The 24,375-nt window shown below is 70.5% G+C and carries 24 protein-coding genes and 1 pseudogene; 17 read left to right on the forward strand and 8 right to left on the reverse strand.

Annotated elements, in window-relative coordinates; all coding sequences use genetic code 11:
- The first annotated feature begins 65 nt into the window (after positions 1-65).
- The 3 genes from ACR5MH_RS03810 (at position 66) to holA (ending at position 4,258) form a co-directional block, all read left to right on the forward strand.
- The gene (locus tag ACR5MH_RS03810; RefSeq protein WP_431346535.1) at positions 66-719 is read left to right on the forward strand and encodes a helix-hairpin-helix domain-containing protein; all 654 of its coding nucleotides are present in this window, start codon (positions 66-68) and stop codon (positions 717-719) included.
- Between the two features lie 271 nt (positions 720-990).
- Positions 991-2,775: a ComEC/Rec2 family competence protein gene (locus tag ACR5MH_RS03815; RefSeq protein WP_433862310.1), complete on the forward strand. Its 1,785-nt coding sequence runs from the start codon at positions 991-993 to the stop codon at positions 2,773-2,775.
- Positions 2,776-3,199: 424 nt separating this feature from the next.
- Positions 3,200-4,258, forward strand: coding sequence for a DNA polymerase III subunit delta (holA, locus tag ACR5MH_RS03820; protein ID WP_433862311.1), 1,059 nt, complete (start codon positions 3,200-3,202; stop codon positions 4,256-4,258).
- A gap of 120 nt (positions 4,259-4,378) precedes the next feature.
- Here the strand turns inward: holA and rpsT are convergent, their stop codons facing one another.
- Both rpsT and ACR5MH_RS03830 read right to left on the reverse strand, forming a co-directional pair.
- Positions 4,379-4,639 carry a 30S ribosomal protein S20 gene (rpsT, locus tag ACR5MH_RS03825; protein WP_345835022.1) on the reverse strand — a complete coding sequence of 87 codons (261 nt, stop codon included), beginning with the start codon at positions 4,637-4,639 and terminating at the stop codon, positions 4,379-4,381.
- Positions 4,640-4,796: 157 nt separating this feature from the next.
- Positions 4,797-5,681: an NAD-dependent epimerase/dehydratase family protein gene (locus ACR5MH_RS03830; RefSeq protein WP_431346534.1), complete on the reverse strand. Its 885-nt coding sequence runs from the start codon at positions 5,679-5,681 to the stop codon at positions 4,797-4,799.
- A 57-nt stretch (positions 5,682-5,738) separates the two neighbouring features.
- Between ACR5MH_RS03830 and ACR5MH_RS03835 the strand changes: the two genes are divergently transcribed.
- From ACR5MH_RS03835 to hemW, 5 genes are all read left to right on the forward strand, one after another.
- Entirely contained in the window at positions 5,739-6,959 is a 1,221-nt protein-coding gene (locus ACR5MH_RS03835; protein ID WP_431346533.1) for an amidohydrolase, read from the forward strand.
- A gap of 129 nt (positions 6,960-7,088) precedes the next feature.
- Positions 7,089-8,939: a translation elongation factor 4 gene (gene lepA / locus ACR5MH_RS03840; protein ID WP_431346532.1), complete on the forward strand. Its 1,851-nt coding sequence runs from the start codon at positions 7,089-7,091 to the stop codon at positions 8,937-8,939.
- A gap of 153 nt (positions 8,940-9,092) precedes the next feature.
- The gene (locus tag ACR5MH_RS03845) at positions 9,093-10,442 is read left to right on the forward strand and encodes a hypothetical protein (RefSeq protein ID WP_431346531.1); all 1,350 of its coding nucleotides are present in this window, start codon (positions 9,093-9,095) and stop codon (positions 10,440-10,442) included.
- A 78-nt stretch (positions 10,443-10,520) separates the two neighbouring features.
- Positions 10,521-11,168 (forward strand): DUF1990 family protein, encoded by a 648-nt coding sequence (locus ACR5MH_RS03850; RefSeq protein ID WP_431346530.1) that lies wholly within the window; start codon positions 10,521-10,523, stop codon positions 11,166-11,168.
- Positions 11,168-12,397, forward strand: a complete 1,230-nt coding sequence (hemW, locus tag ACR5MH_RS03855; protein WP_433862312.1) for a radical SAM family heme chaperone HemW — start codon at positions 11,168-11,170, stop codon at positions 12,395-12,397. The genes ACR5MH_RS03850 and hemW overlap by 1 nt, the downstream gene beginning before the upstream one ends.
- A gap of 12 nt (positions 12,398-12,409) precedes the next feature.
- Here the strand turns inward: hemW and ACR5MH_RS03860 are convergent, their stop codons facing one another.
- Both ACR5MH_RS03860 and ACR5MH_RS03865 read right to left on the reverse strand, forming a co-directional pair.
- The gene (locus tag ACR5MH_RS03860; protein WP_431346529.1) at positions 12,410-12,799 is read right to left on the reverse strand and encodes a DUF4870 domain-containing protein; all 390 of its coding nucleotides are present in this window, start codon (positions 12,797-12,799) and stop codon (positions 12,410-12,412) included.
- A 122-nt stretch (positions 12,800-12,921) separates the two neighbouring features.
- Complete coding sequence (locus tag ACR5MH_RS03865; RefSeq protein WP_431346528.1) at positions 12,922-13,470, reverse strand: DUF4870 domain-containing protein; 549 nt, start codon at positions 13,468-13,470, stop codon at positions 12,922-12,924.
- Between the two features lie 219 nt (positions 13,471-13,689).
- On the opposite strand from ACR5MH_RS03865, the gene hrcA reads away from it, so the two are divergent.
- Genes hrcA through ACR5MH_RS03880 form a run of 3 tightly spaced genes read left to right on the forward strand, consistent with a single transcriptional unit; the run spans position 13,690 to position 16,595 of the window.
- Positions 13,690-14,706, forward strand: coding sequence for a heat-inducible transcriptional repressor HrcA (gene hrcA, locus ACR5MH_RS03870; protein WP_431346527.1), 1,017 nt, complete (start codon positions 13,690-13,692; stop codon positions 14,704-14,706).
- A 37-nt stretch (positions 14,707-14,743) separates the two neighbouring features.
- The gene (gene dnaJ / locus ACR5MH_RS03875) at positions 14,744-15,856 is read left to right on the forward strand and encodes a molecular chaperone DnaJ (protein WP_431346526.1); all 1,113 of its coding nucleotides are present in this window, start codon (positions 14,744-14,746) and stop codon (positions 15,854-15,856) included.
- Between the two features lie 10 nt (positions 15,857-15,866).
- Positions 15,867-16,595, forward strand: a complete 729-nt coding sequence (locus ACR5MH_RS03880; RefSeq protein ID WP_431346525.1) for a 16S rRNA (uracil(1498)-N(3))-methyltransferase — start codon at positions 15,867-15,869, stop codon at positions 16,593-16,595.
- Positions 16,596-16,652: 57 nt separating this feature from the next.
- Here the strand turns inward: ACR5MH_RS03880 and ACR5MH_RS03885 are convergent, their stop codons facing one another.
- From ACR5MH_RS03885 to ACR5MH_RS03895, 3 genes are all read right to left on the reverse strand, one after another.
- On the reverse strand, positions 16,653-17,075 hold the full coding sequence (locus tag ACR5MH_RS03885; RefSeq protein WP_431346524.1) for a hypothetical protein: 423 nt from the start codon (positions 17,073-17,075) through the stop codon (positions 16,653-16,655).
- Between the two features lie 49 nt (positions 17,076-17,124).
- A complete protein-coding gene (locus ACR5MH_RS03890) occupies positions 17,125-17,685 on the reverse strand; it encodes a hypothetical protein (RefSeq protein ID WP_431346523.1) in 561 nt (186 codons plus the stop codon).
- 68 nt (positions 17,686-17,753) lie between these two features.
- On the reverse strand, positions 17,754-19,313 hold the full coding sequence (locus ACR5MH_RS03895) for an alpha/beta hydrolase (protein ID WP_431346522.1): 1,560 nt from the start codon (positions 19,311-19,313) through the stop codon (positions 17,754-17,756).
- A gap of 18 nt (positions 19,314-19,331) precedes the next feature.
- On the opposite strand from ACR5MH_RS03895, the gene ACR5MH_RS03900 reads away from it, so the two are divergent.
- The gene (locus tag ACR5MH_RS03900) at positions 19,332-19,562 is read left to right on the forward strand and encodes a hypothetical protein (RefSeq protein WP_431346521.1); all 231 of its coding nucleotides are present in this window, start codon (positions 19,332-19,334) and stop codon (positions 19,560-19,562) included.
- 156 nt (positions 19,563-19,718) lie between these two features.
- Here ACR5MH_RS03900 and ACR5MH_RS03905 read toward each other — a convergent pair whose 3' ends face one another.
- Positions 19,719-20,006: a hypothetical protein gene (locus tag ACR5MH_RS03905; protein WP_431346520.1), complete on the reverse strand. Its 288-nt coding sequence runs from the start codon at positions 20,004-20,006 to the stop codon at positions 19,719-19,721.
- Positions 20,007-20,203: 197 nt separating this feature from the next.
- Between ACR5MH_RS03905 and ACR5MH_RS03910 the strand changes: the two genes are divergently transcribed.
- The 5 genes and pseudogenes from ACR5MH_RS03910 to era all read left to right on the forward strand — a co-directional run bounded on the left by ACR5MH_RS03910 (position 20,204) and on the right by era (position 24,363).
- On the forward strand, positions 20,204-20,506 hold the full coding sequence (locus ACR5MH_RS03910; protein ID WP_433862313.1) for an HIT domain-containing protein: 303 nt from the start codon (positions 20,204-20,206) through the stop codon (positions 20,504-20,506).
- A 91-nt stretch (positions 20,507-20,597) separates the two neighbouring features.
- A pseudogene (locus ACR5MH_RS03915) lies at positions 20,598-21,619 on the forward strand (PhoH family protein).
- On the forward strand, positions 21,616-22,077 hold the full coding sequence (gene ybeY, locus ACR5MH_RS03920) for an rRNA maturation RNase YbeY (protein ID WP_431346519.1): 462 nt from the start codon (positions 21,616-21,618) through the stop codon (positions 22,075-22,077). Before ACR5MH_RS03915 ends, ybeY begins: the two are co-directional and overlap by 4 nt.
- A gap of 7 nt (positions 22,078-22,084) precedes the next feature.
- The gene (locus ACR5MH_RS03925; RefSeq protein ID WP_433862314.1) at positions 22,085-23,473 is read left to right on the forward strand and encodes a hemolysin family protein; all 1,389 of its coding nucleotides are present in this window, start codon (positions 22,085-22,087) and stop codon (positions 23,471-23,473) included.
- Positions 23,470-24,363: a GTPase Era gene (era, locus tag ACR5MH_RS03930; RefSeq protein ID WP_431346516.1), complete on the forward strand. Its 894-nt coding sequence runs from the start codon at positions 23,470-23,472 to the stop codon at positions 24,361-24,363. Before ACR5MH_RS03925 ends, era begins: the two co-directional genes overlap by 4 nt.
- The last annotated feature ends 12 nt before the right edge of the window (positions 24,364-24,375 follow it).

Raw genomic sequence — 24,375 nt, forward strand, 5'->3', positions numbered from 1 at the left:
CGTCGCTTATCCACTGATCCGTCGCTCGCCGGTTCGCGCGTCCGCCGCGTTCGTAGCGTGAAGGGATGCGACATCGGGACGGGGAAACGGAGCGCGCGCCGTCGCGCCGGCTGAAGGTGGGGATCGGGGCGGCCACCGTGCTGTTGGTGGCCGCGTTCGTGGTGTCGGCGGTCATCTCGGGGCTGACCGGCGGACGGGAGCTGCCGGTGGCGGCGGTGACGTCGTCGGTGCCACCGTCCGTCTCCGCCCTTCCGACGCCGCACGGCGGCGCGGACGGGTCCGACGCAGAGCTCTTCGTCCACGTGTCGGGCGCGGTGAACAAACCCGGGCTGATCCGGCTGCAGGCGGGCGCACGGGTGGTCGACGCGGTGGAGGCGGCCGGCGGTTTCGCTGAGGGAGCCGACCCGGCCGGAGTGAACCTCGCGCGACGGGTCCATGACGGGGAACAGCTCCGGGCGCCGCTGGTCGGGGAGGCGGTGCCCGCGGACGCCGGCCCCGATACGGCCGGCGGCGCTGCGGCCGACGGCGCACTGGTCGATCTGAACACGGCCTCCACCACCCAGCTCGAGACCCTCCCGCGGATCGGCCCCGCGATGGCGCAGCGCATCGTCGACTGGCGGACGTCGAACGGCCGCTTCGGAGCGGTGACCGACCTCCTCAAGGTCACCGGCATCGGGCAGAAACTCTTCGACGGCATCAAGGACAAGGTGACGGTCTGATGCCCGACCTTCGACTGGCGATCCCGGCTGCGGCGCTCTGGGTGTGCTGCGGAGTGGGTGTCGGTGTTGCGGGGACGATGTCCGGTGTCGCGGTGGTCGCTGGGATGGGGGTGTGGTCGCGTTGGCGGTGGCGCTCCTGGCCGCACGCCGAGGTGGGGGGCGTCGGCGAGGCAGGGCCTGGGGCCCGCGCCCACTCGCACCGGGTCGGCCGTGGGCGGCTGTCGCCCTCTCCTGTGCGGCCGTCGCGCTCGGCGCGTCCTGCGTCGCGGCGATGGCGCCGGGCCGCACGGACGCGGTGCTTCAGGCGGCCTCCACCCACCACGGCACCGTGGACGTCGCGCTGCGCGTCGAAAGCGCTCCGAAGCGGGCCGCACCAGGGCTGGACGGTGGAGAGCGCTGGCGGCTGCGCGGCACGACCGTCGCATCGACGACCCCTCCGGCCGGTGCGTCCGGGCCCCCTCCGTCCGGCTACACGCGCGTCCCGGCACAGCACGTCCGCGCCGGCGTCCCGGTCTCCGTCCTCGTCCCCGGCACGGCCCACTCGGTCCGCGGTTACACCGTCGGCGCGGTGATCACCGCGAGCATGAGCGTTCGCCCGAACGATCCGGGGGAGGCGACGACTTTCACTCTCCGAGCCACCGCGGCGCCGGTGGTGCGCGAGCCCCCGCTGTGGTGGCTCGCCTGGCCGGCGCCGGTCCGCGCGGACTTCGCCGACGCGGCCTCCTCGACGCCAGGCGACGGCGGCGCGCTCCTTCCCGGGCTGGCGATCGGGGACGAGACGAACGTCGGCGCCGACCTCGACGACGCGATGAAGGTGAGCGCCCTCAGTCACCTGACCGCGGTCTCCGGAGCGAACTGCGCGCTGGTGACCGGGCTCGTCTTCCTCCTCGCACGCCTGGCCGGTCTCGGCCGCCGTGGGCGCATCCTGGTGGCGGGTGTCTCGCTGGCGGCGTTCGTCGTACTGGTCGGGCCCGGCGCGAGCGTGGTCCGCGCGGCGGCGATGGCCGCCGTGGTGCTCGTGGGTCTCGCGCGCGGCCGGGTCGCCGACGGCGTCCCGGCGCTCGCCCTGGCGGTGGTCGTGCTGCTCGTCCGCGACCCGTGGCTCGCGCGCGACTACGGCTTCGCGCTCTCCGTGCTCGCCACCGCGGGACTCCTGGTCCTCGCCCGGCCGCTCGCTCACGCCCTCGGGAGGTGGCTGCCACGCGGCGTCGCGTTCGCACTCGCGGTGCCGCTGGCCGCGCAACTCGCCTGCCAGCCGGTGCTGATCCTGTTGACGCCGACGCTGCCGCTGTTCGGCGTCCTGGCCAATGCGGTCGCCGAACCGGCCGCCCCGGTCGCGACAGTCCTGGGCTGCGTGGCCTGCCTGGTGCTGCCCTGGGCGCCGGCGCTCGGGCAGGTCGTCGTGTGGCTGGCGTGGCTTCCCTCCGCTCTGATCGCGGCCGTCGCCCGGTTCAGCGCCGATCTGCCCGGCGCTGCGCTCCCGTGGCCCGACGGGATCGTGGGCGTGTCGCTGTGCGCGCTGGCGCTCGTAGCCGTCGCGGTCCTCGCGGCTCGTGCGCGGCTTCCGCGGGTCATCGTCGCCGCGGCGGCGATCGGCCTGGTCGGCGGCACGACCGTCTACGCGGGATCGGTCGGCGGGATCGGCGCCGGGCGATCCTGGGCGAGGCCGGCGGACTGGGTGTACGCGGCGTGCGACGTCGGCCAGGGCGACGCCGTCCTGCTGCGCGACAGCGGCCACGTCGGCCTGATCGACGTGGGTCGGCATCCCCAGCCGGTGACCGACTGCCTGGACACGCTCGGGATCGCCCGGCTCGACTGGGTGCTCCTGACCCACTTCGACATCGACCACGTGGGCGGCGCCGACGCAGTGCTCGGCCGCACCGAGCGCGCGATCGTCGGTGAGCCCGACCGGCCGGCGGATCACGCCCTCCTCGAGCGGCTGGCGGCGGCCGGGATCGCGGTGGACCAGGGCCACGCGGGAACCGAGGGGGCTCTCGGCGCGCTGCGCTGGCGGATCGTCTGGCCGCCGCCGGTCGGGCCGGGGAGACCGCGCTGAGCGGGAACCCCGGCAGCCTCGTCGTCCGCACGGAGGGGACGGGCCTGAGCGGGCTGTTCCTCGGCGATCTCGGCGAACGCGAGCAGGAGCAGCTCACTGCGACGGGCGTCCTCGGTGCGGTCGACGTGGTGAAGGTCGCCCATCACGGCTCGGCCGACCAGAGCGCGGCGCTCTACGACACCATCCACGCGCGCCTCGGCGTGCTGTCGGTCGGGGAGGACAACGGATACGGGCACCCCACGCGCCGGGCGTTCGAGCTGCTCGCGCACTCCGGCACCGCCTCCGCTCGCACCGACCGGTCGGGGCTCCTGCTGGTGTCCGTCGGCGCAGACGGCCCCCGGCTCTGGGGCGAGCGGGCGGACGGCTCGGCCACGGAGGGCTCTGCCGGTGGTCCCCTCTATCCTTTATACGGACGAGGAGGAACGTGGCGACACGAAGCAACAGCAGGGGCGGCTCGGGCGGCTCGCGAGGCCGGGCGGCCGGTGCAGCCGCCAAGAGCGCGATCCCGCAGCTCGCCTGGAACCAGATCCGGCCGGCCCCGGTGGTCCTCGTCTCCGGCACGGAGGGCTTCCTCGCCGACCGGTCCACGAGGTTGCTGCGCGACCGCCTCAAGCAGGAAGACCCGAGCCTGGAGGTCAGCGACCTCTCGGCGGCCGACTACGCCCCGGGGGAGCTGCTCACGCTCGCGAGCCCCTCCCTGTTCGGCGAGCCGCGGCTCATCCGGGTGGACGCGGTGGAGAAGACCGGCGACGGGTTCCTCTCCGAGATGCTCGACTACCTCTCGGCTCCGGCCGACGGCGCGATCGTCGTGCTGCGGCACGCGGGCGGGGTGCGCGGGAAGAAGCTGCTCGACGCGATCCGCGCGGGCACCGGCGGGGGCGTCGAGGTGGTCTGCGCAGAGCTCAAGAAGGACACCGAGAAGTACGACTTCGCACAGGCCGAGTTCGCCGCCGCCGGCCGCAAGATCGCGCCGGGCGCCCTTCGGGCGCTGACCTCCGCCTTCACGGACGACCTGGCGGAGCTCGCCGCCGCGTGTCAGCAGCTCATCGCCGACGCGGCCGAGCAGATCACCGAGGCCACTGTCGACAAGTACTACGGCGGACGGGTCGAGACCAACGCGTTCCAGGTCGCGGACCAGGCGATCGCGGGCCGCTACGGCGAGGCACTGGTGACGATGCGGCATGCGCTGGCGTCCGGGGCCGACCCGGTGCCGATGGTGGCGGCGTTCGCGAGCAAGATCCGCACGATGGCGAAGATCTCCGGTGCGCGAGGCGGGTCGGGCCAGCTCGCGCAGCAGTTCGGGCTCGCCCCGTGGCAGGTCGATCGTGCCCGGCGCGACCTGTCCGGCTGGACCGAGGACGGCCTCGGCCGTTGCATCGAGGTGCTCGCCGAGACCGACGCCAACGTGAAGGGCGGCGGTCGCGATCCGGTGTTCGCGCTGGAGCGGATGATCCGCATCGTCAGCGCCCGCGGCCGCGCCTGATCGCCGCTGGTCGCCGTCGCGCATTCGGGAGCTCCCGCACACGCAGCGAGCCCCCGCTCCCGTGTTCACGGGGCGGGGGCTCGTCGCGGCGCGGGACAGGTCCCGCGAGCGGTCACCGTGTCAGAGCGCGGCGACCTGCTTGGCGATGGCCGACTTGCGGTTCGCCGCCTGGTTCTTGTGGATGACGCCCTTGCTGGCGGCCTTGTCGATCCGCTTCGCAGCAACGCGCAGCGCCGCGGTCGCCTTCTCCTTGTCGCCGGCGACGACGGCCTCGCGCGTGGCGCGGATCGCCGTCTTGAGCTGGCTCTTGACCGCCTTGTTGCGCTCCTGCGCCTTCTTGTTGGTCTTGTTGCGCTTGATCTGCGACTTGATGTTTGCCACGAATGGTTACTTTCGTTCGAAGTGAGTATCGGATGTGCCGCTCAGCGAGAGAGGGCGCCTTGCGGCGTTCGTGCGGGACACCCACACGCAAGCCAACAAACAACTTTACCAGCGGCCGACGGTTCCGCCAAAACGCGTGCAAGCCGAGCTGTACCCGTCAGGCGCGTGCGAACTCCGGCGCGTAGCTCCCGGTCGCGATCTCGTCGGCGAGCGCCGGACCGTTCGGCTCCCAGCCGAGGTCGATCCGCGCCTTCGTGCCGCGAGCCTGCTGGTCGAGCAGCAGCGCCTCGGCGAGCCCCGCGCCCAGCCGCTCCTCGGTCTCGGCGACCGTCTCCGCCACCGTCCCGGACGCCCCTGCAGCGGTCGCGGCGAGCTCCCCGAGCTCCCGCACGGTCGGGTTGGCTCCGCTCGCGCCGATGTACGCGGAGCCCGCCGCCCCGTTCTCGAGCGCGAGCACGTACAGGGCGGCGAGGTCGTCCACGTGCACCGTCGCCCAGTGCTGCGATCCGTCGCCGATCAGCCGCAACGGCGCGCCGTCGCCCGCGTCGCGCGGCGCGTCGACGATCACGCGGGCCAGACCCTTGCCGTGGCCGTAGACGATCGAGGGGACGACGACCGTCCCGCGTACGCCGGCCGCGCCGACCACCAGCGCCTCGGTCGCCCCGCGCCACGCGGTCAGCGCCGGCGGCGCCGCGGGGGAGTCCTCGGCGATGTCGGCGTTCGAGCCGTAGGTCCAGACGCCCCCGGTGTGCACGAACGGCTTGCCCGAGCCGGCGAGTCCCTCCAGCGCGGCCGGGACGAACACCGGGTCCACCTCGGAGCCGGAGGCCAGGTGGATGACCCCGTCGCTCGCGCGCGCCAGCCGGGTCACGAGCTCCACGTCGCTCGCGTCGCCCACCACGGCGGTGGCGCCGGCGGCCCGCACCGCGTCGGCCTTGGCCTCGTCGCGGACGAGGGCGGTGACGCTGTGGCCTTCTTCGAGGAGGCGGGGGAGGACGGAGGATCCGATGTAGCCGGTCGAGCCGGTCAGAAGAATGGTCATGCCAGGGGACAACGCAGCGGGCCCGCGCCCATTCCCGTGAAGCGTAGGCTCGATTCCATGACTCGTGCCAGCATCGCCATCGTCAACGCCCACGTCGTCCCGATCGCCGGAGTCGCGATCGAGAAGGGCACGGTGATCGTCGAGAACGGCAGGATCACCACGGTCGGCCCGACGACGGAGGTCGCCGTCCCCGACGGCGTCCGCGTGGTGGACGCGAGCGGCAAGTGGGTGCTCCCCGGCTTCGTCGAGGCGCACGGGCATGTCGGCATCCACGAGGAGGCCAACGGCCCCGCCGGTGACGACACCAACGAGATGACCACGCCGAACACCGCCGCCGTGCGCGCGATCGACGCCGTCAACATCGACGACGAGGGCTTCCGCGACGCGCTCGCGGGCGGTGTGACCGCCATCGTCGTGAAGCCCGGCTCCGGCAACCCGATCGGCGGCCAGACCGTCGCGATCAAGAGCTGGGGCGGCCGGACCATCGACGAGCAGGTGATCAAGGAGGCCGTCAGCGTCAAGTCCGCCCTCGGCGAGAACCCGAAGCGCGTCTACGGCGGCAAGAACCAGACCCCGAGCACGCGGCTGGGCGTCGCCATGATCATCCGCGAGGCGTTCGTGGACGCTCAGAACTATGCCGCCTCGCGCGCGGAAGCCGAGCGCGACGGCAAGGCGTTCGCGCGCGACCTGACCAAGGAGACGCTGGCGCGCGTCCTCGCCGGCGAGCTGGTCTGGGACCAGCACACCCACCGCCACGACGACATCGCGACCGCGATCCGGCTCGCCGACGAGTTCGGCTACAAGCTCGTCGTCAACCACGGCACCGAGGCGCACAAGATCGCCGACGTCCTCGCCGAGCGCGACATCCCGGTCATCTTCGGCCCGATGTTCACCTCGCGCTCCAAGGTCGAGCTGCGCGACCGCGCCATCGCCAACCTCGCGCACATCGCCGCCGCGGGCGTCCGCGTCGCGATCACCACCGACCACCCCGTCGTGCCGATCAACTTCCTGGTGCACCAGGCGTCGCTCGCGGTGAAGGAGGGGCTGCCGCGGGAGACCGCGCTGGAGGCTCTGACCGTGAACCCGGCGTCGTTCCTCGGCCTGGGCGACCGGGTCGGCGCGCTGAAGCCCGGGCTGGACGGCGACATCGTCGTCTGGTCGGGCGACCCGCTGGACGTGAACTCCCGTGCCGAGCTCGTGGTCATCGACGGCGCAGAGGTCTACCGCTGGGAGGACGGCGCCGGCCGCGTCGTCGAGCGCGCCGAGCGCTTCGCCTGACCCCGACCGCGACCCGCCGGCCACCCGTCGAGTACGCGAATGGTCCGCGTACTCGGCGGTTTTCGCCTGATTTCGCGCGTACTCGGCGGTTCGGGTGGCGGGTGCGGTTCGTGGGAGAATGAGCGCACAATGTCACCACGAGCCCTGAAGCCACTCGAGCCCGCCGCGACCGACCCGGCCTCCATCCGCAACTTCTGCATCATCGCGCACATCGACCACGGCAAGTCGACGCTGGCCGACCGGATGCTGCAGATCACCGGAGTGGTCTCCGACCGCGACATGCGCGCGCAGTACCTCGACCGCATGGACATCGAGCGCGAGCGCGGCATCACGATCAAGAGCCAGGCTGTCCGGATGCCGTGGGCCGTCGAGGGCGACACCTTCGCGCTCAACATGATCGACACCCCGGGTCACGTGGACTTCACCTACGAGGTGTCCCGGTCGCTCGCCGCCTGCGAGGGCGCCATCCTGCTCGTGGACGCCGCGCAGGGCATCGAAGCCCAGACGCTCGCCAACCTCTACCTGGCGCTGGAGAACGATCTCACGATCATCCCGGTGCTGAACAAGATCGACCTCCCCGCGGCCGACCCCGAGAAGTACGCGCAGGAGCTCGCCAGCTTGATCGGCGGCCGCCCGGAGGACGTGTTGCGGGTCTCCGGCAAGACGGGCATGGGCGTTGAGGCCCTGCTCGACCGGGTCGTGCAGGAGATCCCCGCGCCGGTCGGCGTCGCCGACGCTCCCGCGCGCGCCATGATCTTCGACTCCGTCTACGACAGCTACCGCGGCGTGGTCACCTATGTGCGCATGGTGGACGGCAAGCTCAGCCCGCGCGAGCGCATCCAGATGATGTCGACCAGGGCGACCCACGAGATCCTGGAGATCGGCGTCTCCGCCCCCGAGCCGACCCCGTCGAAGGGCCTCGGCGTCGGCGAGGTCGGCTACCTGATCACCGGCGTGAAGGACGTCCGCCAGTCCAAGGTCGGCGATACCGTCACCACCGCGACGAAGCCCGCGACCAACGCCCTCGCCGGCTACACCGAGCCCAAGCCGATGGTGTTCTCCGGCCTGTACCCGATCGACGGCAGCGACTACCCCGAACTCCGCGAGGCGCTGGACAAGCTGAAGCTGTCCGACGCCGCGCTCGTGTACGAGCCGGAGACCTCGGTCGCGCTCGGCTTCGGCTTCCGGTGCGGGTTCCTCGGACTGCTGCACCTGGAGATCGTCACCGAGCGACTGGAGCGCGAGTTCGGCCTCGACCTGATCACCACGGCGCCGAGCGTGATCTACGAGGTCACGACCGAGGACAAGAAGGTCGTCACCGTCACGAACCCGAGCGAGTTCCCCGGCGGCAAGATCGACCGAGTGGAGGAGCCGGTCGTCAAGGCGGCCATCCTCGCGCCGAAGGACTACGTCGGCGTCATCATGGAGCTCTGCCAGGGCCGCCGTGGCACGCTGCTCGGGATGGAGTACCTCGGCGAGGACCGCGTCGAGATCCGCTACACCATGCCCCTCGGCGAGATCGTCTTCGACTTCTTCGACCAGCTCAAGAGCAAGACCGCCGGTTACGCGTCGCTCGACTACGAGCCGTTCGGCGAGCAGGAGGCCGACCTGGTGAAGGTCGACATCCTCCTCCAGGGCGAGACGGTCGATGCGTTCAGCGCGATCGTCCACCGCGACAAGGCGTACGCCTATGGCACGATGATGGCCGGCCGGCTGCGCGAGCTGATCCCGCGCCAGCAGTTCGAGGTCCCCATCCAGGCCGCGATCGGCGCCCGCATCATCGCTCGCGAGAACATCCGCGCGATGCGCAAGGACGTGCTCGCGAAGTGCTACGGCGGCGACATCACCCGAAAGCGCAAGCTCCTCGAGAAGCAGAAAGAGGGCAAGAAGCGCATGAAGATGGTGGGCCGCGTCGAGGTGCCGCAGGAGGCGTTCATCGCGGCGCTGTCGGGCGACACCGAGAAGAAGGACAAGAAGTAGCGCTCGACGCTCCGCTCGCCGCTGCACGATGCCGAATCGTTATGGCGGCGCACTGCGGCGAGAGACGCGTGGGCCACTAGCCTGAGAGCGCGCTCATGCAAGCGCCGGACGCAGCGTTCACGCCTGGCCGTTGGATCGACCAGGGGGACGACCATGAGCGGCACACAGCCGACGGATGACAGCGGGCGCGCAGCGGACGGATCGACCACGAGCTCATCGAGCGAGGGCGGCCGGTGGTCACGCCTCTGGACGGGCCGTCGCCGCCCGATCACCATCACCGCGACCGTCGCGGCCGTGGCGCTGATCGCGTCCGCATCCGTCGTCGGGTATCAGCTCACGTCGGCGCAGGCAGACGCGAACCACGGCGCAGTGACCGCCTCGACGCAGAGCACCGCCACCTCATCGCCGACCGAAGCGCCCACTCCCACGGCGACAGCCGCGGCGACCCCGACAGCGACTCCGACCCCCGCGCCCACGACGGCGCAGCCGTCGCCGTTCCCGCCCGACGCGGCGCCCGCGGTCATTCCGTTCGACGTGCCGACGCAGCCCGCGCAGGTGCTTCCGGTGGACTGCGCCGGGCTCGTCCCCGAGTCGGTCCGCGTCGAGGCGCTGGGCGACGCGGGTCACCTGTTCAAGACCGGAGGCCCGGCGGACGACTCCATGGTCGCCGCCGAACGGCAGGCGGGCGTACTGCGCTGCGTGTGGTTCAACGGCACCCAGTCCGCCTCGCTGGAGCTCACGGTGCTCCCGAACGGCCTCAACGACTTCCGGACGTACTCCACCGCCACCGTCGGCACCTACGGCTCGGTCCAGCTCGGCCCGGACTCCCGGGTGACCTGTGACGCCGCGTCGCCGACCTCGGTGTGGAGCTGCCGTGGCGGCTTCGTCCCCGCCGGCGACTGGGTGGAGTTCAACTTCGGCGGCGCTCGCACCGGTGTCCCTGCCGCACAGGTCGTCCTCGGCCACCTGGCCGACGCGATCACGGCGTCGCTCACCGCCGCCGGTCCGTCGCGACCGGTCGAGTCCCTCCCGGCGGGAACGCCGCGCGGCTGGACGAGCTGCAGCCTGTGGGACAGCGACGGGCTGCGCACCGCCATGGCCGCGCCCGCTCTTGCCGCGCCGTACGCCTCCGACTTCGCGTTCGACATGACGCACGCCGCTCTCGACCGCCTGGGCTGGGCCGACTGCAACTGGACGGTGCCCGGGCTCAACGGGTTGACCCGCGTCTCGGTGAGCGTCCTCCCCGGCGGCGGCTGGGCCGTGCCGGAGCTGGCCGCAGCCAGCGCCGCGTATCCGTCCGGCACGAACCGGATCGTGGCCGTCCCCGGAGCCCAGGCCGCTACCCTCACGTGCTTCCCCGCCTCCGGAAACTGTTTCCTCCGCGCGTCCGTGAGGGGAACCCTGCTGACCATCACGACTGTCACCCTGAACGGCGCCGGCCGCGACGCGACGAGCGACGCGATCAGCGCGGCGACGTGGCTGGTCGCCCACCTCCCCGCCTGACCGGAGGCGGCGCAGGACGGTCGGGTCCGGACGGTATCGGGTTCGCGAACTTCGCCGGATTGCCGCAGGATAGATGCCATGCGCCGCACCAGCTTCACCGACCAGCCCGTCACGTACGGGTTCATCGGCGGCACGCAGGCCGCTGACCTGCTCTACTATCCGCCGAAGGGGTACCGGCCGCTGGAGCGGAAGGTGCGGCTGGGCAGCGGCGAGGAGCGGTTCGAGTCCGCGGCGGCCGCGCTCATGAGCTGGGGCGTGCAGCGCAACAGCGGCATCCGGGTCACCGAGGTGAACGAGGGCACCGGCGTCCAGTACGAGGGCATCGAGTTCGACGAGGACGGAACGCCCAAGCGGATGCGCGAGCACAAGACGGCAGAGGACGTCTTCGCCGACGACGGCACGCCCTTCATCCAGAACGGGATGACCGCCGTGCTCAAGGTGCCGTTCGGGCCGTTCAAGGTGTCCGCGCCCTGCCGGGTCGTCTACGTGGTCGACGAGCCGCACCGGCGCGGGTTCGCCTACGGAACCCTCAAGGGGCATCCGGAGAGCGGCGAGGAGGCCTTCCTGGTCGAGATGCGCGACGACGGGACCGTCTGGTTCGTGCTGCGTGCATTCTCCCGGCCGTCCAACGCGTTCTACCGGCTCGCCTCGCCGGTGCTGCGTGCCACGCAGGCACGGTTCACCAAGCGTTACCTGCGTTCGCTGCTGCCCGCGCGGGCGGCCTGATGCCCGGCGTCCTCCCGCTCGGGGGTCCGGCGCCGGCCGACGGTCTCCTCCCCGCGAGCGCCGCAGACGGCGCCGCGGAGCGCGACTTTGGCGTGTATCTGCACGTGCCGTTCTGCCGGGTGCGCTGCGGGTACTGCGACTTCAACACGTACACGGCCACCGAGCTGCGCGGCGTCGCCCAATCCGACTACGCCGGCCACGCCGTCCGGGAGGTCGGCTTCGCCCGGGAAGCGCTGGAGCGCAGCGGGGTCGCTGCGCGGGAGGTATCGACGGTCTTCTTCGGCGGCGGCACGCCCACCCTGCTGCCGCCCGACGACCTCGGAGCCATGCTCGGCGCGGTCCGCGACGCGTGGGGGATCGCCCCCGGCGCGGAGGTGACCACGGAGGCCAACCCCGACTCGGTCGACGCCGCCGACCTCCGGCGGCTGGCCGACGCCGGTTTCACCCGGGTCTCGTTCGGGATGCAGTCCGCAGTGCCGAGCGTGCTGGCGACCCTGGAGCGCACCCACGACCCGGAGCGGGTCCCGCTCGTCGTCCGCTGGGCGCGGGAGGCCGGCCTTCAGGTCAGCCTCGACCTCATCTACGGCACGCCCGGCGAGACCGTGGACGACTGGTCGCGGTCGCTCGACGCCGCGCTGGCGTGCGAGCCGGACCATGTGTCGGCGTACGCGCTGATCGTCGAACCCGGCACGAAGCTGGCACGGCAGATCCACTCCGGCACGGTGCAGGAGCCGGACGACGACCTGGAGGCCGACATGTACGAGCTGGCGGACGCCCGGCTCGGTGCGGCGGGCTACGGCTGGTACGAGGTCAGCAACTGGGCGACCGACGACGCGCACCGCTCGCGGCACAACCTGGCCTACTGGCTCGGGCACGACTGGTGGGGCGTCGGACCCGGCGCGCACAGCCACGTCGGCGGGGTCCGCTGGTGGAACGTGAAGCATCCCGCCGCCTATGCTCAGCGCGTGCTGGCGGGGGAGTCCCCGGCGGCCGGGCGGGAGACGCTCGACCGCGAGACGCGGCGGGTGGAGCGCGTGCTGCTGCTCACCCGCATCCGGGAGGGGCTGCGCACGGACGAACTGACCGCCGGCGGCCGCCGCGCCGTCGCCGGCTTGATCGCCGATGGTCTGGTGGACGCGAAAGCCGCCCTCGCCGGGACTGTGGTGCTGACCCTGCGGGGGCGGCTGCTGGCGGACGCCGTCGTGCGACGGCTGCTCGCCGAGGAGTAGCGCGGCGAGGCTCTAGCTGAGGAACCTGATCGCGATCGGGTACGAGTAGTACTGGCCCTGGTTCGCCTTGATCGCCGCGATGATGCTGAAGACGATGTTCAGCACCCAGACGGCCAGGATGATGATGAGTCCGATGCCGACGATGCTGAGGATCCATCCGACGACGGTGGCGATCGCCAGCGTGATCTGGAAGTTCAGCGCGGTCGCGGTGTGCGAGCGGATGAACGGGCCGCGGTCCTTGAGCACGAGGTAGCCGACGAGGGCGGGGATGAAGCTGAACAGGATGCCGCCCACGTGGATGAGCGTCGCCCACAGCTTCTCGTCTGCCGGGCTGAGCTGCGGCTGCTGACCGCCGTACGGCTGCTGCGGGGGCGGCGGCGGGGGCGGGGGCGTTGCGGACATGATCGTGTTCTCCTCCGGTGATGGGAATGACGCGTCTCAGCCTAGGGGGCGGACGGCGATCCTGAGAAGGAGCCGAAAGCCCTTCTCGCGGATCGACCGTCCGCGCGCGTCGAGGCGACGCGCTACTTGATGAAACGGAAGTTCAGCGGATACCGGTAGGTGCCTCCGCTGTTCACGCGCACGAACCCGAGGATCGAGAACACCAGGTTGACGATGTAGAGCACCCACGGGATGAGGAGGCTGAACAGCAGATAGCCGATCCCGAACGTGAACGTGCCGATGATCACGCCGAGGATCTGGGAGACGACCCAGGCCAGGATCCAGGTGATCTGCCAGTTCAGCGCTTCCTTGGCCTCCTGGTTCGTCAGCTGGCCCCGGTCCTTGAACACGAGCCAGATGATGAGAGAGGGGAGGAACCAGAGGATCCCGCCGAGGTGGGCGAAGGACGCCCACTGCTTGTCCTGAGCCGGATCGAGGGGAGCGGCGGCGGCCGCATACTGCTGGGGCGGCGGGACGGCGCCGGCCGGCTGGCCGGCCGGGGCCGAGTAGGGCTGCTGGGGAGGAACCGCGCCGGCGGGCTGGCCGGGCTGCTGGCCGGGCTGCTGGCCGTATGGCTGTTGAGGGGGCTGTTCGCCCTGGCCCTCGGCCGGGGGCTGGTTCGGGTCTGACATGAGGAGAACCCTTTCGTGGGCGGCTGCGGGGGCTTTCCTGAGCCGGTGCGCACAGGGTACTGCGCCGGAGCCGCGCAGTAAATGATCCGTGTGGCGCCGTGACCGCCCTCCGACGCCGACGCGTTATGATTAGCACTCAGGATCATCGAGTGCCAGCGCATTCGGTGCCGTCCCGTGCTCGATCCTCGGGTGCCGAAGCGACGACAGGAGGCGGTTCGCGTGGTCTCGGAACGCAGTCTGGAAGTGCTCCGCGTCATCGTCCAGGACTATGTCGCCTCGCGGGAGCCGGTCGGCTCCAAGAGCATCGTGGAGCGGCACGCGTTCGGCGTCTCCGCGGCGACCATCCGCAACGACATGGCCCTCCTCGAGGAGGAGGAGCTGATCGCCGCACCGCACACCTCCTCCGGCCGGGTGCCGACGGACAAGGGCTACCGGCTCTTCGTGGACCATCTCGCGGAGGCCCGGCCGTTGTCGGCCGCGCAGCGCACCGCGATCGAGGCGTTCCTCGGCCAGTCGGTCGACCTGGACGACGTGCTCTCCCGCACGGTCCGGCTGCTGTCGCAGCTCACCAACCAGGTCGCCCTCGTGCAGTACCCGTCGGTGGCGCGCTCGCGCATCCGCCACATCGAGCTGGTCGCGCTCGGCTCCCGCCGGTTGCTGAGTGTGCTCATCACCGACTCCGGCGCGGTCGAGCAACGCGTGATCGAGCTGCAGGAGGAGCTGGACGACGCCGAGATCGCCGAGATCCGCGGCGCGATCAACGGCGCTGCGGCCGGGCTCGCGCTGGCGGACGCGGCCGTGCGGCTGCGCGACCTCCCCGGCCATCTGACGGATCGCACCCGTGCGCTCGTCGCACCGGTGGCCGGCGCCCTGCTCGACCAGATCGCCGCCAACCGGCAGGACAAGCTGGTCATGGCGGGCGCGGCCAACCTCGCGCGGACCGAGACCGACTTCCCCGGCTCCATCACACCGGTGCTGGAGGCCATCGAGGAGCAGGTCGTCCTGCTGCGGCTCTTCGACGAGATGGCGCTCGACCAGCACGGGGTCGCGGTCAGCATCGGCCGTGAGAACGCCGTCATCGGGCTGACCGAGACCTCGGTCATGTCGAGCGGCTACAGCTCGGGCTCCGACCTGGCCCGCGTGGGCCTGCTCGGGCCGCTCCGCATGGACTACTCGGGCAACATGGCCGCGGTGAGAGCCGTGGCACGCTACCTCTCCCGCCTCCTCGGCGACTGACGAACTCCGACGCAACGAAAAGAAGGAACAGCCTTACGTGGCCGACCACTACGAAGTCCTCGGCGTTGACCGCAACGCCACCCCCGACGAGATCAAGAAGGCGTACCGCCGGCTCGCGCGCGAGCTGCACCCGGACGTCAACCCGAGCTCCGAGGCGCAGGAGCGCTTCAAGCTCGTGACCCACGCCTACGACGTGCTGAGCGACCCGCAGCAACGGCAGCAGTACGACCTGGGCGGCCCGACCGGCTTCGGCGGCGGGGGCGCGGGCGACTTCGCCGGCTTCGGCGACATCTTCGAGACCTTCTTCGGCGGGGGAGGCGGGGCGACCCGCGGTCCTCGCTCCCGGCGCGAGCGCGGCCAGGACGCCCTGCTGCGGGTGGAGGTCGAGCTCGAGGAGGTCGTCTTCGGCACGCACCGCGAACTGGACGTGGACACGGCGGTCGTCTGCGAGACCTGCAACGGCTCGTGCTGCCAGCCCGGCACCGCGCCGGTGACCTGCGACATCTGCCACGGCACCGGCAGCATCCAGCGTTCGGTGCGCTCCCTGCTCGGCAACGTGATGACCTCCAGCCCGTGCGGAAGCTGCCGCGGCTACGGCACGGTCATCGCAACGCCGTGCGTGACCTGTCAGGGCCAGGGCCGCGTCCGCGCGCGCCGCACCGTCCCGGTGGACATCCCCGCCGGCGTCGACACCGGCCTCCGGCTGCAGATGCCGGGCTCCGGCGAGGCCGGTCCCGCCGGCGGCCCGAACGGCGACCTGTACCTGGAGATCAAGGTCAAGCACCACGACGTGTTCAGCCGCGACGGCGACGATCTGCTCTGCACCCTGGAGCTGTCGATGGCCGACGCGATCCTCGGCACCACGGCGACCGTGAAGGCGCTCGACGGCGACATCCGCCTGGAGCTGAAGCCGGGGACCCAGAGCGCCGACATCATCTCGGTGAAGGACCGCGGAATCACGCATCTTCGCGGCAGCGGCCGCGGCGATCTGCGGGTGGGCATCCAGGTGGTGACGCCGACGAAGCTCGACCACAAGGAGAAGGAGCTGATCAAGAAGTTCGCCGCCACCCACCACAACCCGGAGCCGTCGCTCGCGCGCTTCCAGCAGGGCCTGTTCGCGAAGCTCCGCGACCGCTTCCTCAACCTCTGAGGGACGGACGATGAGCTCGCTCTACCTTCGTGAGGACCTCAGCGACGTCGAGGTGGGCGCCCGGCTCACCCTGACGGGCCCGGAGGCCAAGCACGCCGCCACGGTCAACCGCACCCGTCCGGGCGAGAGCGTCCTCATCGGCAACGGCCGCGGCCTGGTCGCGTCGGGCGAGGTGCTGGTCGCGACGAGCACGGAGCTGACCATCGACGTGGAGGCCGTGGAGCGCGTCCCGCGCGCCGAACCTGCCATCACGCTCGTCCAGGCTCTGGCGAAAGGCGACCGCGACGAGCTCGCTGTGCAGGCCGCCACCGAACTCGGTGTGGACGCCGTGATCCCGTGGTCGGGCTCCCGGTCGGTGTCGCGCTGGGAAGGCGCCAAGGTCGCGAAGGGCCGCGACCGCTGGGCGGCGATCGTGCGCGAGGCGAGCAAGCAGTCGATCCGGGCGTGGACGCCGGAGGTCGGGGAGCTCGCCACGACGAAGCAGGTGGCCGCGCTGGCGGCGACCCACCGGGTGCTGGTGCTGGAGCCGGGGGCCGCGTCCCCGCTCACCGGGGTGCGGCCGGACGGGCGGCCGCTGGTGCTCGTGGTGGGCCCGGAGGGCGGGATCGCGCCGCAGGAGCTGGACGCGTTCCTGGCGGCGGGGGCCGAGGTCGTGCGGCTGGGGGACAAGGTGCTGCGGACGTCGACCGCGGGGCCGGCGGCGCTGGCGGTGCTGAACGCGGCCCTGGGGCGCTGGTAGGGCGACTGTATCAGCGCAACCCGTAGGGATTGTTGGCTCGTTAAGGACAGTGTCCAATCAGAAAAAGCCCGCGACGAGCACGAAGGCGAGAAATCCAAACACCGCGACAAATCCGATCAGGATCGGGACCCACACCAGTCGAACGATCGCTAAGGCCAATCGCGGGTACGGTCCTTCCCATGCGCGCGAGCTCAGGGCAAGGCAGACGGCAATGAAGAGCAACGGGAGCCACGCCCACGCGCTGAAGATCGGTGCTGCGATCGCCTCAAGCGGGGCGTAAGGGTCTTTGTAAGTCGGGTCACTCAGGAGTTGCCGCAAACTCTCGGTCCCGAAGTACACGAACGTCCAGAACACCAGGGTGCCAGATGCCCAGAACGAAACGGCCGCCCAAAAGAGCCCGATTGGCAACACCCGCGATGCGGGCTGAGCAGGAGGGTCTTCCAGGACGGTCGCGGCGTGTTGCTGTTCGGTGTCCTGCATTTCGTCGTCCGGGCCAGGGACCGGCACGTGGGGGTCGGGCATTACCGGCTCACCGGTCGGGGTAGGGCGTGATCGTAGGGCTGTTGGTCGGGGAGTACACGTCCTGTTCGAGCGGGTCGAGGGTGCGGTAACCGGTGGGGCCGGCGAAGTCGTTCAGGGTGGGGTCGGTGGAGCACTCGGTATAGAAGTGAAGGATGAATTTGCTGCGGTTGGCGACGACGCCGGCGGCGAGGCTGCCGTCGGGACGGTCAGCCCGATAGTCGATGTAGATGTCCCCGTCTGCTCCGATGAAGGGGGTTCCGATCGGGTTGACGGTGTAGCCCTGGTCTTTCCAGCGGTCGCTCATCGTGTTCACAAACACCATCGGGTCACCGACATGTGGGTGGTCGAGGCCGACCTCGAAGCGTTGACGTTTGTGTTCTCCGGATTCTGTGGTGGTACAGCCAGAGCCGATGAATTCTTCCGTCTCCGGATCCCAGGTTCCGCCACCGACAAGTGCCCATCCGTCGAGGAGGCCGGAGGCGGCGATCCCGTCGTTGGCGGCGGTGAGTATTTCTTCGCGGAGTTGTTGCCCGGTCTTCTGCGACCCGGAGTGGGTGGGGGCGGTCATGACGCATCCTCCAAGGGCGAGGGTAGTGGCGAGAGCAAAGAGCACGATGGTGCTGCGGGGAACGGCCTTCACGGGGTGATCCAGAAGTTCGAGGCATAGTGTGCGGCGTTCTTGTTGTGTTGGGCCGCCGCTGCCGCGGTGCCGGTCAACCCGCCGCTGACTTTGTCGGGCTGACCGGTTGTGGTCGCAGCGATGTTTCTGAGGGACTGGGTCCGTGGGTCGAAGTAGCCGTGCCCTTCGGAGGGCAGGGCATTGAGGAAACCGCTGTGGGTGGTCTTGCCCGTCTCGCCGATGGCGTTGTGTCCGTCAACGGGTTCGAGGTCTGAGCCATCGCCATCGGACGAGAACGACTCCGCGCCGCCGATGCTGTCACCCCTGTGGTCAGCGACAGAAGGGTTCGGTTCGGCGCGACTGGACACAAACGAGCCGAACGGAGCGAGCCGGTCCGGTGCGGCGGCCGTTGTGTAGATGTGGTCGACGCGCAGGTTCGACAGCGACGGCACCAGCGAAGTGTCGATTCCGGCGGAGGCGACCATCACGAACGCGTCGATCCGGAAGTGGGTGAGCGTGAGCGCGATGGACGCCATGGTCGTGCCGTACGAGTGTGCGGTGACGGTGACCGGCGCAGGGCCCGGACCGAACGTGGCGCGGGTGGCGGCGTTGCCGTCGAGTTCGGCCGCGAACCTAGGCGCCCCCTTCTTCGCGGATTCGCTGAAGTTCACTCCTGCCGCATCGGGGTTGTCGTACTCCAGGTACGCGACCACGCCCGGATGCTGAACGTTGAGGTCCTTTTGCGCGTTCCAGAGATTCTTGGCGGCATCAGACCATCCATCGAGCGAATCTTTCGCCCCCGACATCATCCCGCTCGCGCACCACGTCGTATTCTCGCAGGTGTCGAGGTTGCCGTAGCCAACCGCGACCCGGGGCGGGGCCATGAAAAGGTTCAAGGCCACCAACTGCACCGGAACCCCGTTGGCAGGTGTGGTGAGCGCCCGCTCCATCTTCTTCAACACGGCCTTCTGGTCGTCAGTGAGGTTCAGGTTCTTCATCGCCTTCGCGTAGCTGATCCGGTTCGCGATATCCCGGTCCTTGTAGGGGAGCCCCGGCAGATTGCCGAAGAGCCCGGGCGCGGTCTTCAGCAGTGCGCTGCGCGTCTCCGGTGCGAGCCGGCTCCACCAGCCCGCGACCTCCTCCGGGTCCGGCGGATGCTCCCAGAACTGCTGCAACAGGACCGGGTTCTCCCCGAGCAGGACCTTCAACTCGTCCGGCGTGAGGCGGCGCAGCACGGTCATGTTCCGCATGGCGACCGTGGGCTCGGACGCCTGGATCCGGCCGAGCTTGTCAACACCGGAGGTGAATGTGGTCAACTGCGCGGGGGTGGAGGCGGGAAGAGCACCCCGCGCGGTCGCCTCCAGACGGCGGATGAAGTCCGCCTCCGCCGACTCGTACTCGTGCTTTGCCCGCCGCCCCAGCGCGCGGGCGTCCTCCAGGCGCTGCTGGGCGTCCTCCAGGCGTCGCCCGGCCCGGAGCAGGTCCTCGCGCACCGACTCCGCACGCTGACGCGCGGCGTACAGTTCCGCATCCGCCGAGAAGCCAGCACCGGCCGCGCGCGACGTCAGCGCGTCCACTCCCTCCAGCAGTGCGGCGTGGTCTCCCGTCAGAGCGCCGACCGCCGCCTCCGCGACCGCGATGTCGTGCTGCGCCTCCTCTGCCTCCCGGAGCGCGCGATCGGCGTCGTACTGGGTGGCGGAGAGCGCCTCCGCCCACGACTGCGCCGCATCGCCCCCTCGCCGTGCCGGGTCGACGCGGTCTGCGCGGCGTCCCGGACCACGCGCAACCGTTCCCGGAACGCCTCCGCCGCCAGGCCCGACCAGTAGCGATCCGCGACCGACGCCAGCGCTTCGTTCGCAGCGTTGCCCCGCGAACGGTGGTGTTCCGCGTGCGCACGGAGGGTGGACATCCACGCCGCCACCGCGTCCACGTTCCCCGGCGTGGGGTCGGAGTCGAACGTCAACGGCGACCAGTCCTGGTACCTAGAACGCACGGAGGCTTCCGCCGAACGTCTGCGCGCTCTCCGCGTCCCGCCGCGTGGCGCCGTCGGCGGCCGAACGCAGCACGGTCACCAGTGCGTCTTCGCTCTGCGCGAGGGCCGAGCGCCCTGCGGACCAATATCGCTCGAACCCCGTGAAAGCCCAGTCCATCCGCGACGATCCGAGATCGCCGGCGTCGAAGCTCGCGTCGCGCACCTTCGCGCCCGTCTCCGCCAGCGCCGACGCCGCCGCCCGCAGACGTTCCGTGTCGACCGAGACCTTCGTGCTCATTACGCCCCCTTATAGCTCACATAGACATAACACATGGAGAACAGGAACCAGACATGTCACCGAGGGCGGAGGTGTGGCAGGGAAGCTGCCGAGCACCGACCTCATCGCGGGGCGCTGACGAATAGGATGGATCACATGGAGACAGGGGAGCGCTCGATCTTCTCGCGCATCATCGCGGGGAGATCCCGGCTGACGTCGTGTACGACAGCGAACGCATCATCGCGTTCCGCGACATCGCGCCCAAGGCGCCGGTCCACCTGCTGGTGGTCCCGAAGACCGAGCGGTACCGCGACGTCGTCGAGCTGGCCGCGGGCGACCCTGCGCTGCTCGCGGAACTGGTGGCGACCTCTAAGAGGCTCGCCGACGAGCACGCGGACGGCGACTTCCGTCTGATCTTCAACACCGGCGCCGGCGCGGGACAGACCGTGTTCCACGTCCACGCCCACGTTCTGGGCTCGCCCTCCGGCGGGCTCGAGGAAGGAACCCTTGGCGACGAGTGACCCGACGACCCCGGATGGAGCGACCACCCCTGGCGGGTCGGCGAACACGGGAGGTTCGGCCGAGGCGCGCCTGAGCGTCGACGGGATCCAGATGGTGCGGCTGCTCGGCCCGCAGGACCGCCTGCTGACGACGCTGGAGCGGCAATACCCGCTGGTCGACGTCCACGTGCGCGGCAACGAGATCAGCCTGACCGGCGACCCGGCGCAGGTCGCCGCGGCGCGCGCGCTGCTCGAGGAGCTGCTGCAGATGGTCCGCAACGGCCAGGATCTCGGCCCGGCCGAGGTCGCCAGCTCCGCGCGGATGATGCGCGGCGACCTGAACCTCAGCCCGTCCGACGTGCTGAGCCAGGCGATCCTGACCGCGCGCGGCAAGAGCATCCGGCCGAAGACGCTGGGCCAGAGTCAGTACGTCGACGCCATCGACCACAACACCATCGTGTTCGGCATCGGCCCCGCCGGAACCGGCAAGACCTACCTGGCGATGGCGAAGGCCGTCCAGTCGCTGCAGCGCAAGGAGGTCAGCCGCATCATCCTCACGCGCCCGGCGGTGGAGGCCGGCGAGCGGCTCGGCTATCTGCCCGGCACGCTCACCGACAAGATCGACCCGTACCTGCGCCCGCTGTACGACGCGCTCAACGAGATGCTCGACCCGGAGCTCGTGCCCAAGCTGCTCGCGGCCGGCACGATCGAAGTCGCCCCCTGGCGTACATGCGCGGCCGCACGCTGAACGACTCGTTCATCATCCTGGACGAGGCGCAGAACACGACGCCGGAGCAGATGAAGATGTTCCTCACCCGGCTCGGCTTCAACTCCAAAATGGTCGTCACCGGCGACATCACCCAGATCGACCTCCCGAACGCCGCGAGCGGACTCCGGCTGGTCACGCGCGTGCTGAACGACATCGACGACATCCACTTCTCCCGGCTGACCAGCGACGACGTCGTGCGGCACAGCCTGGTCGGCCGGATCGTCGACGCCTACACCGAGTACGACGCGAAGCTGCAGGCGCGGCAGTACGAGCGCGAGGAGGCCCGCGAGTTCGCCAACCGCGCCGAACGCCGCTCCGGCGGCCCGCGCGACCACCTCCCGAAACGACAGGGCCCGACACGATGAGCATCGAGATCAACAACGAGTCCGCCATCGAGGTGGACGAGTCCGCCCTGCAGCGCCTGGCGGGCTACGCGCTCGACATCATGCACGTGCACCCCGACGCCGAGCTCGCGATCGTCCTCGTGGACGAGGCGGCGATGGAGCAGCTCCACGTGCAGTGGATGGACGAGCCGGGCCCGACCGACGTCCTCAGCTTCCCGATGGACGAACTGCGCCCCGGCACTGAGGAGGAGCCGGCTCCGGCCGGGCTGCTCGGCGACGTAGTGCTCTGCCCGCAGGTCGCCCAGGTGCAGGCGGAGACCGCCGGCCACACCCTCATGGAGGAGCTGCTGCTGCTGACCACGCACGGCATCCTCCACCTGCTCGGCTTCGACCACGCCGAGCCGGCGGAGGAGCGGGAGATGTTCGGCATCCAGCGCGACATCCTGGTGGGCTTCTCCCGCTACGACCGACAGCGCTAGGCGCCGGATGCTCGCAACCCTGTTCTTCGTCGTCGCGTTCCTCCTGGTGACGTTCGGCGGGCTCATGGCGGCCGTGGACTCGGCGCTGGCGGTGCAGTCGCGCGGCGACATCGCCGACCTGGCCGAGACCTCGCGGGCGAGGGCGTCGCTGGCGGCGATCGCCGACGACCCCGGAGCGTACTTCAACGCGATCAACTTCAGCCGCATCATCGCGGAGACCACCGCAGCGGTGCTCGTGACCCTCGCGTTCGAGCAGATCTTCGCGGAGTGGTGGATCTCGCTGATCCTGTCGGCGGCGATCATGACCGGTGTCTCGTTCGTGCTGGTCGGCGCCAGCCCGCGCAGTGTGGGCCGTGCCAACTCGCGCATCCTGCTTCAGCTCACCGCGCCGCTCCTGCACGGGATCCGGGTCGTGCTCGGTCCCATCCCGGGCGGACTGGTCGCGCTCGGCAACCGGGTGACCCCCTCCCGCGCCCGGTCGGCCCCGGTGACGAGCGAGGAGCAGTTGCTCAGCATCGTGGACGAGGCGACCGAGTTCGACGTGCTGGAGGAGGACGACCGAGAGCTCATCCACTCGATCTTCGAGTTCAGCGACACAGTCGTCCGCGAGGTGATGGTGCCGCGCACCGACATGATCACGATCGACAGCTCGGCCGGGCTCGGCACGGCGATGGGGATGTTCTTCTCCACCGGCGTCTCCCGCATGCCGGTGATCGACGGCGACCCGGACGAGGTGGCCGGCATCCTGTACCTGAAGGACGTCGCCAAGCTCAGCTACGAGAGCGCGCTCGGCGCCGACACGCTGACGATGAGCGAGTTGGCTCGGCCCGCGCTGTTCGTCCCGGAATCGCAGAAGGCCGACGCGCTGCTGCGGCAGATGCAGCTCGAGTCCAACCACCTGGCGATGGTGGTGGACGAGTACGGCGGCATCGCCGGCCTGGTCACGCTGGAGGACCTCATCGAGGAGCTCATCGGCGACATCTCCGACGAGTACGACCACGAGGTGGAGCTGGTGCAGCAGCTCGGGGGAGGCCGCCTCCGGGTCGCGACCCGGCTGCCGATCGACGACCTCGGCGAGCTGTACGACATCGAGATCGAGGACGAGGACGTCGACAGCGTCGGCGGACTGGTCGCGAAGGCGCTCGGCAGGCTCCCGGAGGTCGGCTCCACGGTCGCCGTGCACGGCCTCCGCTTCACCGTCGACCGGATCGACGGCCGGCACAAGCACGTGAGCACAGTGCTCGTCGAGCGCGACACCGCGCTGCTGCCCGAACCGCACGAGGACGCGGAGCCCGAGCCGCACGAGAATCACGAGAAGCACGACCGGCGCGACAAGCCCGGCAAGTCCCCGAAACACCCGAAGTCCGACCGCCAGCACAAGGAGGCCCGCGCATGAGCGAGTACCACGCCGGATTCGTCTCGTTCGTCGGCCGCCCCAACGTGGGCAAGTCGACACTCACCAACGCCCTCGTCGGCGAGAAGGTGGCGATCACCAGCTCGAAGCCGCAGACCACGCGCCGCGCCATCCGGGGCATCGTGCACCAGCGCGACGGCCAGCTCATCCTGGTCGACACGCCGGGCATCCACCGGCCGCGGACACTTCTCGGCGAGCGGCTCAACACGCTCGTGCAGTCCACGCTGGGCGATGTGGACGTGATCGGCTTCTGCGTCCCCGCCGACGAGAAGATCGGCCCGGGCGACCGCTTCATCAACGACCAGCTGGACGACTACCCCACCGCGAAGAAGGTCGCGATCGTCACGAAGATCGACGTCGCGGGCAAGACCCAGGTCGCCGAGCAGCTCCTGGCGGTGTCCGCGCTGCGCGAGTGGGAGGCGATCATCCCGATCTCCGCGACCAGCAGCATCCAGCTCGACACGCTCACGTCCGAGCTGATGAAGCTGCTCCCGGAGTCGCCCGGCCCGCTCTACCCGGCGGACGCGATCACCGACGAGGGCCTCGAGGACCGCATCGCCGAGTACATCCGCGAGGCCGTGCTGGAGGGCGTGGAGGACGAACTGCCGCACTCGCTCGCGGTCACCATCGACGACATCATCGAGCGGGACGACAAAGACCTGGTAGAGGTCTACGCCAACCTGTTCGTGGAGCGCGACAGCCAGAAGGCGATCGTGATCGGCAAGGGCGGCGCCCGCATCCGCGACGTCGGCGCCGAGGCCAGGAAGCCGATCGAGGCGCTCCTCGGCCGCAAGGTGTTCCTGTCGCTGCGGGTGAAGGTGGCGAAGGACTGGCAGCGGGATCCGAAGCAGCTGGGGCGGCTCGGGTTCTAGGCGGCTGCGCTT

Origin of the sequence: Streptomyces sp. L7 (assembly GCF_050990935.1) — a bacterium.
GTDB lineage: Bacteria > Actinomycetota > Actinomycetes > Actinomycetales > Microbacteriaceae > Leifsonia.